The organism is Enterobacter cloacae complex sp. P16RS2 (assembly GCF_014982155.1).
Lineage (GTDB): Bacteria > Pseudomonadota > Gammaproteobacteria > Enterobacterales > Enterobacteriaceae > Enterobacter > Enterobacter cloacae_M.
In genome coordinates, this window is record NZ_JADCKW010000007.1 from 149,576 (window position 1) to 166,516 (window position 16,941).

The following is a 16,941-nucleotide window of genomic DNA, read 5'->3' on the forward strand; positions in this document are numbered from 1 at the left end:
CAAGCTTAGAAGAAAGTCTCCGTATTGCCCGTCATCTCCCCCTAATTAAAAGGTGCTTTTCACGCGCAATTATTCGGCATAATCTGGTTATACCTCGGTGAAAACAGGAATCATTTCAAATGGTTAAATCATTGTTAATTGCTGTTAATGAAAAGCTATCGTGCGACGATCTTGGCAAACTCTTGTTACGACTTGCCGTCGGCGGGCTGATGCTTTTTCACGGTTTGCACAAGCTTTTTGGCGGCGTGGGCTTTATTAGCGGCATGCTGGTGGAAAAAGGGCTGCCGGGATTTATCGCCTACGGCGTGTTGATTGGAGAAGTGGTGGCACCGGTTCTGATTATTGTCGGGCTCTTTACGCGTCCGGCCGCGCTGGTGCTGGCCTTTACGATGATTGTGGCGTGGCTGATGGTGGGAATGGGTGAAACGCTCGCCCTCGATAAGGTAGGCGCATGGGCGATTGAAAGCCTGGTGTACTTCTTTATCGGCTCGCTGGCAGTCGCATTTTTAGGGGCGGGGCGGTTTGCGCTGGGTAAAGCGCCCGCGTGGCGGTAGGGTTGTTGTAGGTCGGGTAAGCGCAGTGCCACCCGACAAAAAGCCCGGCGGCGCTGACGCTTACCGGGCCTACGATCGAACGCTTGCCGTTTATGCGAGGACGAGATCGCCCTGTGGGTGGCACGAGCACGCCAGCACGTAACCCTCGGCAATTTCCGCGTCGGACAGCGTCATGGTGCTGGTGACGGTGTACTCCCCGGAAACCACCTTCGTCTTACAGCAGCCGCACACGCCCGCGCGACAGGCCGCCGCTACCGGCACCTTGTTGCTTTCCAGCGCCTCCAGCAGCGTGGTCCCCACGTGGCCAAAGAAGGTCCGCGCAGGCTGCAGTTTGGTGAAGGTTATGCCGCTGGTTGCCGCTTCCGCCACCGGCGTGAAGAACTGCTCTTTGAAGAAGCGGGTCACGCCAAGCGCTTTCACCTCTTTTTCCACGATGTCCATGTACGGCGCCGGGCCGCAGGTCATCACGGTGCGGTTCGCGATATCCGGCACGCTTTGCAGCAGCTTGCGGCTCAGGCGACCGGGCACAAAGCCGTGGGTCGCGTTGTGCTCCGCCACCAGCGTCACCGGATAATTGCGCCACTCCCCGGCAAAAATCACATCTTCCGGGGAACGGACGCTGAAAATCGCCTGCACGTCGGCCTGCGGGCGGTTCTTCGCCAGCCAGCGGCGCATCGACATAATTGGCGTTACGCCACAGCCCGCCGCCAGCAGCAGGAATTTATCGTCTGCTTTGTCGTCACAGGTGAAATCGCCCTGCGCGTCAGACAGCCAGATGTAATCCCCGCGCTTCACGTCCCGCGTCAGCCACTGAGAGCCCGCGCCGTCGTTAATACGACGGACGGTGAGCGTGATGTACTCGCTCACGCCCGGCGTTGAGGAGATCGTGTAGGCGCGCAGAGTGTCCGCAGAATTGCGAACGCTGACCAGCGCATACTGGCCTGCACGGTACGGATAGTAGTCATGGCACAGCAGCGACAGCGTCCACACATCCGGCGTCTCCTGATGGATGTGATGAACCTGCATCCGCCACGGGCATTGTGAGGTTGGCATGGTCATGAATAACTCCTTACGCGCTCAGCAGCTGTTTCATATCATCTTCAACGTTGGTCACGGAACGCAGGCCGAATTTCTCGTTCAGCACGGCCAGCAGGTCCGGCGTCAGGAAGCCCGGCGCGGTCGGTCCGGTCACGATGTTGGTGACGCCGAGAGAGAGCAGGGTCAGGAGGATGACAATCGCTTTCTGCTCGAACCATGACAGCACCAGCGACAGCGGCAGGTCGTTCACGCCGCAGCCCAGTTTCTCCGCCAGGGTGACCGCCAGAATGATGGCCGAGTAAGCATCGTTACACTGGCCGGCATCGATCAGGCGCGGCAGACCTTCGATGTCGCCGAAATCCAGCTTGTTGAAACGGTATTTGCCGCACGCCAGGGTCAGGATCAGGCAGTCTTCCGGCACGCTGGTGGCGAAATCGGTGAAGTAGTTACGCTCGCCGCGCGCGCCGTCGCAGCCGCCGACGAGGAAGATGTGGCGCAGCTTTTCACGGCTGACGAGATCGATCAGCGAATCAGCGGCACCCAGCAGGGTTTCACGACCGAAGCCGACGGTAATAAGGTGCGGGATCTCGCTGTACGGGAAGCCTGCCATCTGCTGCGCCTGGGCGACAACCGGACCGAAATCGTCACCTTCAAGATGGCTCACGCCCGGCCAGCCGACGATGCTGCGGGTCCAGATGCGGTCATCGTACGCGCCGACGGTCGGGTCGATGATGCAGTTAGAGGTCATCACGATAGGGCCAGGGAAGCGGGCGAACTCCACCTGCTGGTTCTGCCAGCCGCTGCCGTAGTTACCGATCAGATGCTTAAATTTACGCAGCTCCGGGTAGCCGTGCGCCGGCAGCATTTCGCCGTGGGTATAAACGTTAACGCCGGTGCCTTCGGTTTGCTTCAGCAGGTTGTAGAGATCTTTCAGGTCGTGACCGGAAATCAGAATGCACTTGCCTTCGGTTGCCTTGACGTTGACCTGCGTCGGCGTCGGGTGGCCGTAGGTGCTGGTTTCACCGGCATCCAGAATGCTCATTACGCGGAAGTTCATCTGGCCGATTTCCATTGAGCATTCCAGCAGGGCATTCATATCGGCAGGCCAGGTACCCAGCCACGCCATGATTTTGTGGTACTGGGCGTAGATGTCGTTGTCGTACTGACCGAGCACATGCGCGTGCTCCATATACGCCGCAGCGCCTTTCAGGCCGTACAGGCACAGCAGGCGCAGGCCGAGAATGTTCTCGCCAATCGCCGCTTTGTCTTTATTCGGGGTGAATTCTGCCGCCTGACGCTGGAGGTCGCCCAAATCGTCGCTAACCAGCTGCAGTTCTGACATTGGGTTTTCCACGCGAGCGCCGGCATCCGCCTTCAGGCACTGGGCTTTCAGCGCCTCACGCAGGGCAATCGCTTCGCGGGCGTAGCCGACAATGCGCGGAGAGTCGAAGTTAACGTTGGTTAGCGTGGAGAAGAATGCGCGCGGGGCGAAGCTATCGACGTAATGGTCGACAATACCGTATTCGCGGGCTTTGAACGCCCATGCGGAAAGGCCTTGCAGGGCGGCAATCAGCAGGTCCTGCAGGTCAGATGTTTCTGCGGTTTTGCCGCACATACCCTGTGCGTAAGAGCAGCCATTGCCTGCCGGGGTACGGATGGTTTGTTCACATTGCACACAAAACATAATCACACCTGTTAAAGTTATATTTAATATACATGTTTAAGGTTATGCCTGTGCCAGAACGGAGAAAAGGGCTTTCTGCTACAAAATAGAGGGAGATTGATTTAGCGCAATTTTGGCGGCAGGAAACCTACCGCCAAAGAAGTATCAGGCAGAGAAGAAGGCCATCAGGACCGGAACCAGCAGGCTTAAAATAAAGCCGTGCACGATAGCTGCGGGCACCATCTCCAGCCCTCCGGAGCGTTGTAGTACCGGCAGGGTAAAGTCCATCGACGTTGCGCCGCACAGGCCCAGCGCGGTAGAACGACTGCGGCGAACCAGGCTCGGGATCAGCATGATGGCAATCAGCTCGCGCGCCAGATCGTTAAAGAAGGCGGCGCTGCCGATCACCGGGCCGAATGATTCGGTCAGTAGAATACCGGAGAGCGAATACCAGCCAAAACCGGACGCCATCGCCAGGCCGGTTTTCAGCGGCAGATCGAGAATAAAGGCGTTGATGACGCCCGCCACCATTGAACTGGCAACAACCATAACCGCAACCATCATTCCCCGACGGTTGAGGACAATTTGTTTCAGCGTCATGCCATTATTTCGCAGCTGAATACCGATCAGGAACAGCAGGAAGATCAGCGTATATTCACTGGCCTCAGTCGCGTGCTGTAAAAATGCCCAACCGGTCAGCCCAAGAAGAAAACCGAGCACCACGACGCCGCATAATTTTAATGATTCAAGCGCCATTGCAATTCGTGAAGGGAGCTTTTCCTGATGATGGTGATTTTTCCATGGAATAGTGCGTTCCAGCCACAGCAGCGCGGCAATATTGCACAGCAAAATAACCACTACGGTGACGACAGAATAATGGAGGATGGAGAGTAAATTCGCCGATAAGTTGTCCAGGAATGCCAGGCTAATCCCCATAAAGAAAAGAATAACGTAGACAATCCAGCTCAGGAATCGATTAATGAGCCTTAATGCGGATTCACGATACAGCGGAATAAGATAGCCCACGATCAAGGGCAGCAAAATGATGAGGAGTCCTGAAAACATGAACAGCCGGTCCTTTTTGAGTATCGGTTAAGCGCCAGTGACACTACCCAATAAAGGCTGTTCAGTAAAGCGGCAAAAGAAAGCCGGGTGGCGGCTGCGCCTTACCCGGCTTGTGTCTATGTGGGGTGTGCGGCCTGTGGCCCTCACCCCGGCCCTCCCCCACGGGGAGAGGGAGGGAAAGATTAATCGCGTTTTTCCAGCAGGGTGCGATACAGCACGCCGCCCAGAATACCGCCGATAACTGGCATCACCCAGAACAGCCACAGCTGCTCAAGCGCCCAGCCGCCCTGGAAGATGGCGACGGCGGTGCTGCGTGCCGGGTTAACGGAGGTGTTGGTGACCGGAATAGAAATCAGGTGGATAAGCGTCAGCGCCAGACCAATAGCAATCGGGGCAAAACCGGCTGGCGCGTGTTTGTCCGTTGCGCCGTGGATCACCAACAGGAAGCCTGCGGTCAGCACGATTTCAATCACGATGGCAGACAGCATGGAGTAGCCGCCCGGAGAGTGTTCGCCGAAGCCGTTAGAGGCAAAGCCGCTGGCCGCCGCGTCGAAGCCGGCTTTACCGCTGGCAATCACGTACAGAACGCCCGCCGCAATAATACCGCCAACTACCTGCGCCACAATGTAGCCAATTACGTCTTTCGCCGGGAAACGGCCCCCCGCCCATAAACCTAACGTCACTGCCGGGTTAAAATGACCGCCGGAAATATGTCCCACGGCAAATGCCATGGTTAATACGGTTAAACCAAACGCCAGCGCGACGCCGACAAAACCGATACCTAATTCCGGGAATGCTGCTGCCAGAACGGCGCTACCGCAGCCACCAAATACCAGCCAGAATGTACCAAAGCATTCTGCTGCCAATTTTCTAAACATAACCACCTCAAATAATTTTCCGCACGCTTTCCCGCGCACGGGATATATCGCCATAAAGGGATGACGACTCAAAGAGCCCGTATTTTAAAAACCAACAACACCCCTTCGCCACTTAAATAAATTCGATTAATTTGATTTAAGGCAATGTGATGTCAATCCTTGTTCAAATCAGCGGTAAATAGAGCATAGACCAATTTGCGGGCGGTAGTATCTTGTGAGATGTGGGTTATTTCAAATGAAACCTGATGGATAAATTCTGAATTTTTCGTGCTTCCGCCAGGTTATGGAGGCGGATTGCAGTGTCAAGCCCGTCTGCATCCCGCTATACTGCTGATTACTTGAAGGAAAAAGTGATCATATCGCGGGGGATTTATGCTTCTCGAACGTGTGGAAATTGTCGGGTTTCGCGGTATTAACCGCCTGTCGCTGCAGCTGGAGCAGAACAACGTCCTGATCGGCGAGAACGCGTGGGGTAAGTCCAGCCTGCTGGATGCATTGACGCTACTGCTTTCACCCGAAGACGATCTGTATCACTTCGTCCGCGACGATTTCTGGTTCCCGCCCGGTGACGTAACGGGGCGCGAGAAGCATCTGCATATCATCCTGACGTTCCGCGAATCCGAGCCCGGACGTCACCGCGTGCGTCGCTTCCGCCCGCTGTCACCCTGCTGGGTGCCTTGCGATGACGGTTTCCACCGGATTTTCTATCGGCTTGAAGGTGAGATGGCGGAGAACGAGGGGGTACTCACTCTGCGTGATTTTCTCGATGAGAAAGCCAACCCGATCCCGCTGGACAATATCGACGATCTGGCCCGCCACCTGATCCGCCTGACGCCGGTGTTACGCCTGCGCGATGCGCGCTTTATGCGGCGTATTCGTAACGGTACCGTACCGAATATGCCGGAAGTGGAGGTTACCGCCCGCGAGTTGGATTTTCTGGCAAGAGAGCTGGTGTCGCGTCCGCAGAATCTGACCGATGGTCAAATCCGACAGGGGTTGTCCGCGATGGTGCAACTCCTGGAGCACTATTTTTCCGAGCAGGGCACCTCGGAGTCCCGCCATCGTCTGATGCGCCGCCGCTCTCATGATGAGCAGCGAAGCTGGCGCTATCTGGACATCATTAACCGGATGATCGACCGGCCCGGCGGCCGTACCCATCGGGTGATTCTGCTGGGGCTGTTTTCAACGCTTCTGCAGGCCAAAGGCACCGTTCGTCTGGACCGGGACGCCCGGCCGCTGCTGCTGGTGGAAGACCCGGAAACGCGCCTGCATCCCATCATGCTCTCCGTGGCCTGGCATCTGCTGAATCTGCTGCCGCTCCAGCGCATTACGACCACCAATTCCGGAGAGTTATTATCGCTGACGCCGGTAGAACACGTCTGTCGCCTGGTGCGTGAATCCTCCCGCGTCTCCGCTTTCCGCCTTGGGCCGGGCGGTTTGAACGCGGAAGACGGGCGGCGCATCGCGTTTCATATTCGCTTTAACCGGGCGTCGTCGCTCTTTGCCCGCTGCTGGCTGCTGGTGGAGGGGGAAACGGAAACCTGGGTCATCAACGAGCTGGCGCGCCAGTGCGGCCACCACTTTGATGCGGAAGGCATTAAGGTAATCGAATTCGCCCAGTCGGGATTAAAGCCGCTGATAAAATTCGCCCGCCGGATGGGGATCGAGTGGCACGTTCTGGTAGACGGTGATGAGGCGGGTAAAAAATATGCCTCGACCGTGCGGAGCCTGCTGAATAACGAGCGCGAGGAAGAGCGCGACCATTTAACCATGCTCCCCGCGATGGACATGGAACACTTTATGTATCGTCAGGGGTTCGACGACGTCTTCCACCGCATTGCCATGGTGCCGGTCGATGTCCCGATGAACATGCGGCGGGTGATCGCCAAAGCCATTCACCGTTCGTCAAAACCGGATTTAGCCATTGAAGTGGCGACGGAAGCGGGCAGGCGGGGCGTGGAGGCGGTACCGACCCTGTTACGGAAGATGTTCTCCCGCGTGCTGTGGCTGGCACGCGGGAAAGCGGATTAGCGTTGGGTCGCCTGTTTCATCTGCTGAATCAGGCTATCCAGCAGCGCGTAGCGGCGGCGATATTCGGAGCGTTTTTTGCTGGCGATCTCTTCCATCGGTTTACGCGGCATGACGAGTGGCAGCATAAAATTACCGTTATCCTGCTTTTCACCGCCGATGGAGAGCCAGAAACTGTCGTAATCGGCCAACAGTTTGCCCTCTTTTTTCTTGCGGTAGCGCCAGCTGCGATAAATATGGGTATCGTTACTGACGGCGACAATCTGCTCTACCGGGAACGCGGCGCCGAGCGTCATTGCGGCCTCGACCAGCAGACGTTTCGGGAACAGGCCGTGGCAGGCTTTCGTCGCTCCCTGGATCAGCTCATGGGGAACATGCGCTTTTGCGCCCTGCAAACCGCCAATGAACAGCGTCGATTTTCCCTCAAACTGGCATAGCGTAAAGGTCATCTCCGCCAGCGCCGTATTTTGACTGTCACAGAAAACGAGGGTAGCTTCTCCCTCTTTATCCATAAACGCGTCGGCACACAGGCGGACGGTAAATTGCTGTTCATCTTTTCCGGTTAAGGTCAGCAGAGTCACGCCCTGCTTTGAAAGGTAACCCTTTGTCAGCGTCGCCGGCAGCTGGCGGCACATCATCTGATAGTGCCAGGACAGCGATTCCAGCACACGCTGTCGCTCCATATTGACCGTTAACCACGGACGATGAAGGCGGCAGGGCAGCCCTGGCTGAACCTGGAGCATTTGCATCAGGTGCGGATGTTTCGCAAGATCAGACAGCAGGCGAGCGGTGCTGAGCGGTGTCGCCAGTGAACGCAGCATGAACTTGCGTCGATAGGCGGGTTTTTCCCATGCCAGCCCGGGTGCGATCTCACCGAAAGCCAGGTTTTTGAAGAGCTGCCAGCCGGATTTTGGCTGCGGCAGGTTTGAAAGTGATGTATCGACGATAGAAGACATGGTAGATCCTGATCCTTTTGGAATATCGCTATTTCAGCAGGAGAAATGTCAACATCTCGTAAACAAATTAGGACGATTTCGGAGAACAGGGCTTTCGTTGAAGAGTCGTTTAGTTAGAATCAACGCTTATCATTGCCAGAACATTTATTTGGAATATTTATGAACCTCAAGGGAACACGCAGAACGCTGTTTCTGCTGCTGGCGGTCGTGGTTTTAGCCGGTGGGTACTGGCTATGGCAGGTGCTGAATGCGCCGGTGCCGCAGTATCAGACGCTGATTGTTCGCCCGGGCGAACTGCAGCAAAACGTCCTCGCGACGGGCAAGCTTGACGCGCTGCGCAAGGTTGACGTCGGCGCTCAGGTCAGCGGCCAGTTGAAAACGCTGTCGGTTGAGATTGGCGACAAGGTGAAAAAAGGCCAGCTGCTCGGCGTTATCGATCCTGAGCAGGCTGAGAACCAGATCCGCGAGGTGGAAGCCACGCTGATGGAGCTGCGCGCGCAGCGTGCCCAGGCTCTGGCAGAACGTAACCTGGCTCAGGTAACGTTGACCCGTCAGCAGGCGCTGGCCAAAACCCAGGCTATTTCGAAACAGGATTTAGATACTGCCACCACTGAACTGGCGGTGAAACAGGCGCAGATTGGCACGATTGACGCGCAGATCAAACGCAATCAGGCTTCGCTGGATACGGCAAAAACCAACCTCGACTACACCAAAATCGTCGCACCGATGGCGGGCGAAGTGACCCAGATCACCACGCTGCAGGGCCAGACGGTGATTGCCGCGCAGCAGGCGCCAAATATTCTGACGCTGGCGGACATGAGCACCATGCTGGTCAAAGCCCAGGTCTCAGAGGCGGATGTGATCCATCTTAAGCCGGGGCAGAACGCCTGGTTTACGGTGCTTGGCGACCCGCAGACGCGCTACGAAGGCGTGCTGAAGGACATTCTGCCGACGCCGGAGAAAGTTAACGACGCAATTTTTTACTATGCCCGCTTTGAGGTGCCAAACCCGCAGGGCGTGCTGCGTCTGGACATGACCGCACAGGTGCATATCCAGCTGACCGGCGTGAAGAATGTGCTGACCATTCCGCTCTCTGCGCTCGGCGAGTCCGCCGGGGAGAGCCGTTATAAAGTGAAAGTGCTGCGCAACGGCGAAACGCGCGAGCGCGAGGTCGTGATCGGCGCGCGCAACGACACCGACGTGGTGGTGGTGAAAGGACTGGAAGAGGGCGAGGAGGTTGTTGTCAGCGAAAGCCTGCCCGGAGCCGCTAAATGACGGCGCTGCTTGAGCTGAATAACATTCGTCGCAGCTATCCGTCAGGCGACGGCCCGGTGGAGGTGCTGAAGGGCATCTCCCTGCGCGTGGAGGCGGGCGAGATGGTGGCGATTGTCGGCGCGTCGGGTTCCGGTAAATCGACGCTGATGAACATTCTCGGCTGTCTGGATAAACCGACCAGCGGGACCTATCGCGTGGCCGGGACGGATGTCTCCACGCTGGACGGCGACGCGCTGGCGAAGCTGCGCCGGGAACACTTCGGCTTTATCTTCCAGCGTTACCATCTGCTTTCTCACCTGAATGCGGCGCAGAACGTGGAGGTTCCCGCGGTCTATGCGGGCGTCGAGCGGAAGAAACGGCTTGAGCGCGCGCAGATGCTGCTGACGCGTCTGGGGCTGGCGGAGCGGGTGGAGTACCAGCCCTCGCAGCTGTCCGGCGGCCAGCAGCAGCGCGTGAGTATTGCCCGTGCGCTGATGAACGGCGGGCAGGTGATCCTCGCGGATGAACCGACCGGGGCGCTCGACAGCCATTCCGGTGAAGAGGTGATGGCGATCCTCCATCAGCTTCGCGATCAGGGGCACACGGTGATTATCGTTACCCACGACCCGCAGGTGGCGGCGCAGGCGGAACGCATTATTGAGATCCACGACGGCGAGCTGGTCAGCAATCCACCGCCGCGCGAGTCCAGGGCTGCGGCGCCGAAAGAAGCGCTACCGGCATCAACCGGCTGGGGACAGTTCTCCAGCGGCTTTCGCGAAGCGCTGACCATGGCCTGGCTGGCGATGGCGGCCAACAAAATGCGCACCCTGCTGACGATGCTCGGCATCATTATCGGTATCGCCTCGGTGGTATCGATCGTGGTGGTGGGCGACGCGGCCAAGCAGCTGGTGCTGGCAGATATCCGCGCCATTGGCACTAATACCATTGACGTTTATCCCGGCAAAGACTTTGGCGACGACGAGCCGCAGTATCAGCAGGCGCTGAAATACGACGATCTGGCCGCGATTCAGAAGCAGCCGTGGGTGAACTCCGCCACGCCTGCGGTTTCGCAGAATCTGCGGTTGCGCGTGGGCAACGTTGACGTGGCCGCCAGCGCTAACGGCGTGAGCGGAGACTATTTCAACGTCTACGGCATGACCTTCAGCGAAGGCGCCACCTTCAACGCCGAGCAGCTGGCGGGCAGGGCGCAGGTGGTGGTGCTGGACGCGAACTCGCGCAGGCAGCTCTTCCCCAATAAAGCCAGCGTGGTAGGCGAAGTGATCCTGGTCGGCAACATGCCCGCCACGGTCATTGGCGTGGCGGAAGAGAAGCAGTCGATGTTTGGCAGCAGCAAGATCCTGCGCGTCTGGCTGCCCTACACCACCATCTCCGGGCGGATTATGGGACAGTCCTGGCTCAACTCCATCACCGTGCGCGTGAAGGAGGGCTACGACAGCGCGCTCGCCGAACAGCAGCTTGAGCGACTGTTAACCCTGCGCCACGGGAAGAAAGATTTCTTCACCTGGAATATGGACGGCCTCTTGAAAACGGCGGAAAAGACCACACGTACTCTTCAGCTGTTCCTCACGCTGGTGGCGGTGATCTCGCTGGTCGTCGGCGGCATCGGGGTGATGAATATCATGCTGGTGTCGGTCACCGAGCGCACGCGAGAGATCGGTATTCGCATGGCGGTCGGCGCCCGGGCCAGCGATGTGCTGCAGCAGTTTTTGATTGAGGCGGTTCTGGTGTGTCTGGTCGGCGGGGCGATGGGCATTGCGCTCTCGATGATGATCGCGTTTGCGCTCCAGCTCTTTTTACCCGGCTGGGAGATTGGCTTCTCGCCGGTTGCCATTATCACCGCGTTTTTGTGTTCGACCTTTACCGGCATTTTGTTTGGCTGGTTGCCCGCCCGCAACGCGGCGCGGCTGGATCCGGTGGACGCGCTGGCTCGGGAATAACCCGAAAATAAAAATGCCAGCCGATCGGGCTGGCATTTTGACTGCGGGATGTACACAATAAAACAGAGAGCTATGCAACCGTCTCTGCTTCAACGGGTACGATTAGGCTTGCATGATTGCCTTTTGGTCCCTGATGTACATCGAACCGGACGGACTGCCCGGCTTTGAGCGTTCTGTAACCATCCATCTGAATGGTGGAATAGTGAGCGAAGATATCCTCGCCGCCGCCTTCGGGGCAGATGAAGCCAAACCCTTTGGCGTTGTTGAACCACTTAACAGTACCCATTTCCATGCTTCGACATCCTTCGTAAATCTTATAAGTTAAGATGGAATGAACCGGTGGTGGAGTGGGGGCTGTTCAAAACCTCGCCATCTCACGCTTGTACAATTTAGAGAAACGAAAGAAGTCGTCAAGCGTTTGGCGCTGGAGATGGGACAATAATCAACCAAAGTTTGAAGCAGTTAACGCTATTGCAACAGTTTGTGACAGACATCGCGGATGACAGTAATAGATGATTGTTATCTAACATCTGAGGTAGATTCAAAGTGGTTATGCATAATGGGTAAGACCAACGATTGGCTGGATTTCGACCAGCTGGCGGAAGACAAAGTGCGCGACGCGCTAAAACCGCCATCTATGTATAAGGTTATGTTAATGAACGATGATTACACGCCGATGGAATTTGTTATTGACGTGCTACAAAAGTTCTTTTCTTATGATGTAGAACGTGCAACGCAACTGATGCTTACCGTTCATTATCGTGGCAAAGCTATCTGCGGCATCTTCACAGCCGAAGTGGCGGAAACCAAAGTGGCGATGGTGAACGACTATGCGAGGGAGAACGAGCATCCGTTGCTGTGTACGCTGGAAAAGGCCTGATAAGGCATAAAATTGGGGGGAGGTGCCTATGCTCAATCAAGAACTGGAACTCAGTTTAAACATGGCTTTCGCCAGAGCGCGTGAGCACCGACATGAGTTTATGACCGTCGAGCATTTACTGCTCGCACTGCTTAGCAACCCATCTGCCCGCGAAGCGCTGGAAGCCTGCTCCGTGGATCTGGTGGCGCTACGTCAGGAACTCGAAGCCTTCATCGAACAAACCACACCGGTGCTGCCAGCCAGTGAAGAAGAGCGCGACACGCAGCCGACGCTCAGCTTCCAGCGCGTGCTGCAGCGCGCGGTATTCCACGTCCAGTCTTCCGGGCGTAGCGAAGTGACTGGCGCAAACGTCTTAGTCGCCATCTTCAGCGAGCAGGAGTCACAGGCTGCCTACCTGCTGCGCAAACACGAAGTCAGCCGCCTCGACGTGGTTAACTTTATTTCTCACGGAACGCGCAAAGACGAGCCTAACCAGGCATCGGATTCCAGCAATCAGGTCAATAACAATGAAGAGCAAGCAGGCGGGGAGGATCGTATGGAAAACTTCACCACCAACCTTAACCAGCTTGCTCGCGTTGGCGGTATCGACCCGCTGATTGGTCGCGATAAAGAGCTGGAGCGCGCGATCCAGGTGCTGTGCCGTCGCCGCAAGAACAACCCGCTGCTGGTGGGTGAGTCAGGCGTGGGTAAAACCGCGATTGCCGAAGGGCTTGCCTGGCGCATTGTGCAGGGCGACGTGCCGGAAGTGATTGCCGACTGCACCATTTACTCACTGGATATAGGCTCGCTGCTGGCGGGCACCAAATACCGCGGTGATTTTGAAAAACGCTTCAAGGCGCTTTTAAAACAGCTGGAGCAGGACACCAACAGCATCCTGTTTATCGATGAGATCCACACCATCATCGGCGCAGGTGCGGCCTCCGGTGGCCAGGTGGATGCCGCGAACCTGATCAAACCGCTGCTCTCCAGCGGCAAGATCCGCGTGATTGGCTCCACGACCTACCAGGAGTTCAGCAACATCTTTGAGAAAGACCGCGCGCTGGCCCGCCGCTTCCAGAAAATCGACGTGACCGAGCCGTCCGTCGAGGAAACGGTGCAGATCATCAACGGCCTGAAGCCGAAGTACGAAGCGCACCACGACGTGCGTTACACCGCGAAAGCGGTCCGTGCGGCGGTGGAGCTGGCGGTGAAATACATCAACGACCGTCACCTGCCGGATAAGGCGATTGACGTGATTGATGAGGCCGGGGCGCGTGCGCGCCTGATGCCGGCCAGCAAGCGTAAGAAAACCGTTAACGTGGCGGATATTGAGTCCGTGGTGGCCCGCATCGCGCGTATCCCTGAGAAGAGCGTTTCTCAGAGCGACCGCGACACGCTGCGCACCCTCGGCAATCGCCTGAAAATGCTGGTCTTTGGTCAGGATAAGGCCATTGAGGCCTTAACCGAAGCGATCAAGATGGCCCGCGCCGGGCTGGGGCATGACCACAAGCCTGTCGGTTCCTTCCTGTTCGCTGGCCCAACCGGCGTGGGGAAAACCGAGGTGACGGTTCAGCTCTCCAAAGCGCTGGGCATTGAGCTGCTGCGCTTTGATATGTCCGAGTATATGGAGCGTCACACCGTCAGCCGTTTGATTGGTGCGCCTCCGGGCTACGTAGGCTTTGACCAGGGCGGCCTGCTCACCGACGCGGTGATCAAGCATCCGCACGCGGTCCTGCTGCTCGATGAAATCGAGAAGGCGCACCCGGACGTGTTCAACATCCTGCTGCAGGTGATGGACAACGGGACGCTGACCGACAACAACGGGCGCAAGGCGGACTTCCGCAACGTGGTGCTGGTGATGACCACCAACGCCGGCGTGCGTGAAACCGAGCGTAAATCCATCGGCCTGATCCACCAGGACAACAGCACCGATGCGATGGAGGAGATCAAGAAGATCTTCACGCCGGAGTTCCGTAACCGTCTGGACAACATTATCTGGTTCGATCACCTGTCTACCGAGGTGATCCATCAGGTTGTGGACAAGTTCATCGTCGAACTGCAGGTTCAGCTGGATCAGAAAGGCGTGTCGCTGGAAGTGAGCCAGGAGGCCCGCAACTGGCTGGCCGAGAAAGGCTACGACCGTGCGATGGGTGCCCGTCCGATGGCGCGCGTGATTCAGGACAACCTGAAGAAGCCGCTGGCAAACGAGCTGCTGTTTGGCTCGCTGGTGGACGGCGGTCAGGTGACCGTGGCGCTGGACCAGGCGAAGAACGAACTGACGTACGATTTCCAGAGCGCGGCGAAGCACAAGCCGGAAGCGGCTCACTGAGTTAAACGTTAATGTTAAAAACCGGGCATTTGCCCGGTTTTTTTTATGCCTGCCAAGGTAAAAGCAAAACGACAACAGTGTTGTCGTTTTTAGTGTTTTCTCCCTCTCCCTGTGGGAGAGGGCTGGGGTGAGGGCAACAGACCGCAGAGGAATTTTGCGAGGCGCTTTCCAGTTTCTTTCGAAGTCAGTTGCTGGATAAATCCACAGTAATAAAATGGCGGCGCACCTGCAAAATCAGGTGTCAGGATTGGCGTCCTGATTACACACGAGAAATGATGTTGATACGTCAACTATCATCAGGTTCGTTCACACTTTTGAAAGCTAGCGATATAATCCGCAGACTCAATTATGGTGGGCTGAACCGGGGCTTCTTTTGAAGCGCCGATTTTCCCGTGTGGGTCGGTACGCCAAACCGGTTCAGTCTGCCACCTGAGTTGGCGTTTGGGTGGAGATCCCATCATTTCACACGGAGTCATAATCAAATGGAACATAACAATCTTTCACTGCTTTATAGCGAACTCTCCCTCAACCCCGATCTCCCAACCCTTGCAGAGCGCTGCAAATTGTTCACCGAAATCCTCCTCGATTGCACATCACTCCCACAAACGCAGCCCATCTGTCGCTGCCTTGGGGCGTATCTGGAAGAAATGAAATCCGGCCTCACAGAGTCAATGCGTGATTTTCAGGTGGTGGAATTTGAGGACGAAGCGGAACAACCGAGACAAAAAGAGTGGCTGCTTGAAGACACCGAAGCACAGTGTGATTACTGTCGGGCGTTAAACCACATACTGCTGGTATCGCATTTTGACCGCGATATGTTGCCGCACCTGACTGGGCTACTCCATAACATTACGCATTCGATGGCCGCAGATGTCGTTGCACCTCAAAGTGCAGAAACGGTAATTCACATTATTTCCTGACGTCGATCCGAGGCGTCGGGGGAGTTGCTCTGACGCCAAATGGATTAATTTTCGGAAAAGTGGGTGTTACAGGAAGACGTTAATAACTTTTGATGACACTAAAAAATAGTGCAGTTCGCTGCCGTACAGCTCGCGTTATGTGGCCCTTAACTGCCTGAATTTTCCTTCATCTGTTGGTTATAAATACAGCCAAGACCCACTAAATGCTGGCTCACTACCCGTGCCCCATAGTTATGACACTGTAATGACCATGGATGGGATTTCAGCCAGACAGCAAACGCAGTGCAGTATGCAAGTGAAATCAACGCGGGCTCCGCTGTACTTTGCTGTCCGGTCAGTAGGCCAATCATCTTGCATACCTCGCCATTATCCCAACGCTGCCACACATTTTTCCACCATCCCATTTTCCAGCTACCTGTAAGGCAAAATGCTTTGTCAGAGAGGTTGGCCTTTTCATTCTTTTCAGATACAAACCAAAGATCGGTTTTTCCAAGTCGGACTTCTGTTGACCAGGCAGTTATAGCCCCGCCGCGCAAAACGCACTCATGGGCGAGATAATGATCGGTTACACCCGGGAAGCGTCGTTTTAATCGCTGGAAATGACTGTGTATGGTAATGACAGGACGGACTATGCTTCCCCGGTCGTTTCGCTTAAGCTCGGCACTACCGTACTGAATTTCATCAAATTGACTCCGTTTAAGAAATTGCATTTCTTGCTCCCGAATAAGATCGGTATCGCTCGACGGTAGTATCGAAGAAGGGAAAGACTTAGAACCCTGATAGAGCAATGAATCACCTACCTTCCATTCGCAATAGTTGGTTGTTATTTGAATAATTTTGCCGGAGTCAGCATCGGCACTGATCACAACATACAGTTTCTGCCTGGTAGAATGACCCTGAAACGGTATAACCATTGTGGTCGTTGACACCCTTGTTAGCGCAGGGAGTGAAACATGCAGATCGCGCTCGAACCCGTTAACCGCTTGCGCAAGCACCCTTTGGTTTGTCGTTTCACCAGAGTGCACCCCTTGTTCGAGCTGGGAAAGAAGGGTGATATTTTTATTCAGGCCTACAGCATTGTCATAGTGTGGAGTAAATACATAACGGCAGGTACAACATTGAAAGCGGGGTGTTCTGGCTTTTGTGTATCCATAGCGAATGATGTGCGCTGTAAAACAGCGGGGACAACCTTGTCCTGTATTTCCTAATTTTCGTTGCATGAATTGACTGAACCACTCGTCACATTCTTTTGTATTAAACAGTGGAGGAAGACTGCCACATTTTTGACATTCAAGTGCTGCGTAGCCCAGACGATAAACAGGAAAAACATAATCACTCGCATCTGGTATTCCGAGATTTGGACATGACCAGCTTTTGCAAACATTGAGATCTATTTTTTGAGCGGATTCCATGTGCTTCACCAACTGATTCTGTTAGTC

The 16,941-nt window shown here is 55.9% G+C and carries 14 protein-coding genes; 7 read left to right on the plus strand and 7 right to left on the minus strand.

Features of this window, described 5'->3' with window-relative positions; translation table 11 throughout:
• Positions 1-119 precede the first annotated feature (119 nt).
• Positions 120-554 (plus strand): DoxX family protein, encoded by a 435-nt coding sequence (locus INF68_RS03785; RefSeq protein WP_126786632.1) that lies wholly within the window; start codon positions 120-122, stop codon positions 552-554.
• Between the two features lie 90 nt (positions 555-644).
• Here the strand turns inward: INF68_RS03785 and hcr are convergent, their stop codons facing one another.
• From hcr to aqpZ, 4 genes are all read right to left on the minus strand, one after another.
• Positions 645-1,613 (minus strand): NADH oxidoreductase, encoded by a 969-nt coding sequence (gene hcr / locus INF68_RS03790; RefSeq protein ID WP_126786633.1) that lies wholly within the window; start codon positions 1,611-1,613, stop codon positions 645-647.
• A gap of 10 nt (positions 1,614-1,623) precedes the next feature.
• Positions 1,624-3,276, minus strand: a complete 1,653-nt coding sequence (hcp, locus tag INF68_RS03795) for a hydroxylamine reductase (RefSeq protein ID WP_126786634.1) — start codon at positions 3,274-3,276, stop codon at positions 1,624-1,626.
• 144 nt (positions 3,277-3,420) lie between these two features.
• On the minus strand, positions 3,421-4,320 hold the full coding sequence (locus INF68_RS03800; protein ID WP_126786635.1) for a lysine exporter LysO family protein: 900 nt from the start codon (positions 4,318-4,320) through the stop codon (positions 3,421-3,423).
• A 182-nt stretch (positions 4,321-4,502) separates the two neighbouring features.
• Positions 4,503-5,198, minus strand: a complete 696-nt coding sequence (gene aqpZ / locus INF68_RS03805; protein WP_033145073.1) for an aquaporin Z — start codon at positions 5,196-5,198, stop codon at positions 4,503-4,505.
• Positions 5,199-5,570: 372 nt separating this feature from the next.
• On the opposite strand from aqpZ, the gene INF68_RS03810 reads away from it, so the two are divergent.
• A complete protein-coding gene (locus tag INF68_RS03810) occupies positions 5,571-7,229 on the plus strand; it encodes an ATP-dependent endonuclease (protein WP_029739481.1) in 1,659 nt (552 codons plus the stop codon).
• On the opposite strand, the gene INF68_RS03815 is transcribed toward INF68_RS03810, so the two are convergent.
• On the minus strand, positions 7,226-8,182 hold the full coding sequence (locus INF68_RS03815; protein WP_126786636.1) for a VirK/YbjX family protein: 957 nt from the start codon (positions 8,180-8,182) through the stop codon (positions 7,226-7,228). The two genes, INF68_RS03810 and INF68_RS03815, sit on opposite strands and share 4 nt — an antisense overlap.
• Positions 8,183-8,341: 159 nt before the next feature.
• On the opposite strand from INF68_RS03815, the gene macA reads away from it, so the two are divergent.
• Positions 8,342-9,457, plus strand: a complete 1,116-nt coding sequence (gene macA, locus INF68_RS03820; protein WP_193525257.1) for a macrolide transporter subunit MacA — start codon at positions 8,342-8,344, stop codon at positions 9,455-9,457.
• The gene (macB, locus tag INF68_RS03825; RefSeq protein WP_109846005.1) at positions 9,454-11,394 is read left to right on the plus strand and encodes a macrolide ABC transporter ATP-binding protein/permease MacB; all 1,941 of its coding nucleotides are present in this window, start codon (positions 9,454-9,456) and stop codon (positions 11,392-11,394) included. Before macA ends, macB begins: the two co-directional genes overlap by 4 nt.
• Positions 11,395-11,464: 70 nt before the next feature.
• On the opposite strand, the gene cspD is transcribed toward macB, so the two are convergent.
• Positions 11,465-11,686 carry a cold shock-like protein CspD gene (cspD, locus tag INF68_RS03830; RefSeq protein WP_006809408.1) on the minus strand — a complete coding sequence of 74 codons (222 nt, stop codon included), beginning with the start codon at positions 11,684-11,686 and terminating at the stop codon, positions 11,465-11,467.
• 267 nt (positions 11,687-11,953) lie between these two features.
• Here cspD and clpS point away from each other — a divergent pair, with 267 nt between their 5' ends.
• The 3 genes from clpS (at position 11,954) to INF68_RS03845 (ending at position 15,502) form a co-directional block, all read left to right on the plus strand.
• Entirely contained in the window at positions 11,954-12,274 is a 321-nt protein-coding gene (gene clpS / locus INF68_RS03835; protein WP_006174393.1) for an ATP-dependent Clp protease adapter ClpS, read from the plus strand.
• Positions 12,275-12,302: 28 nt separating this feature from the next.
• Entirely contained in the window at positions 12,303-14,582 is a 2,280-nt protein-coding gene (gene clpA / locus INF68_RS03840; RefSeq protein ID WP_008499992.1) for an ATP-dependent Clp protease ATP-binding subunit ClpA, read from the plus strand.
• A 482-nt stretch (positions 14,583-15,064) separates the two neighbouring features.
• Entirely contained in the window at positions 15,065-15,502 is a 438-nt protein-coding gene (locus tag INF68_RS03845) for a hypothetical protein (protein ID WP_109846007.1), read from the plus strand.
• 146 nt (positions 15,503-15,648) lie between these two features.
• Here INF68_RS03845 and INF68_RS03850 read toward each other — a convergent pair whose 3' ends face one another.
• Positions 15,649-16,914, minus strand: coding sequence for an IS1 family transposase (locus INF68_RS03850; RefSeq protein WP_126786638.1), 1,266 nt, complete (start codon positions 16,912-16,914; stop codon positions 15,649-15,651).
• Between the last annotated feature and the right edge of the window lie 27 nt (positions 16,915-16,941).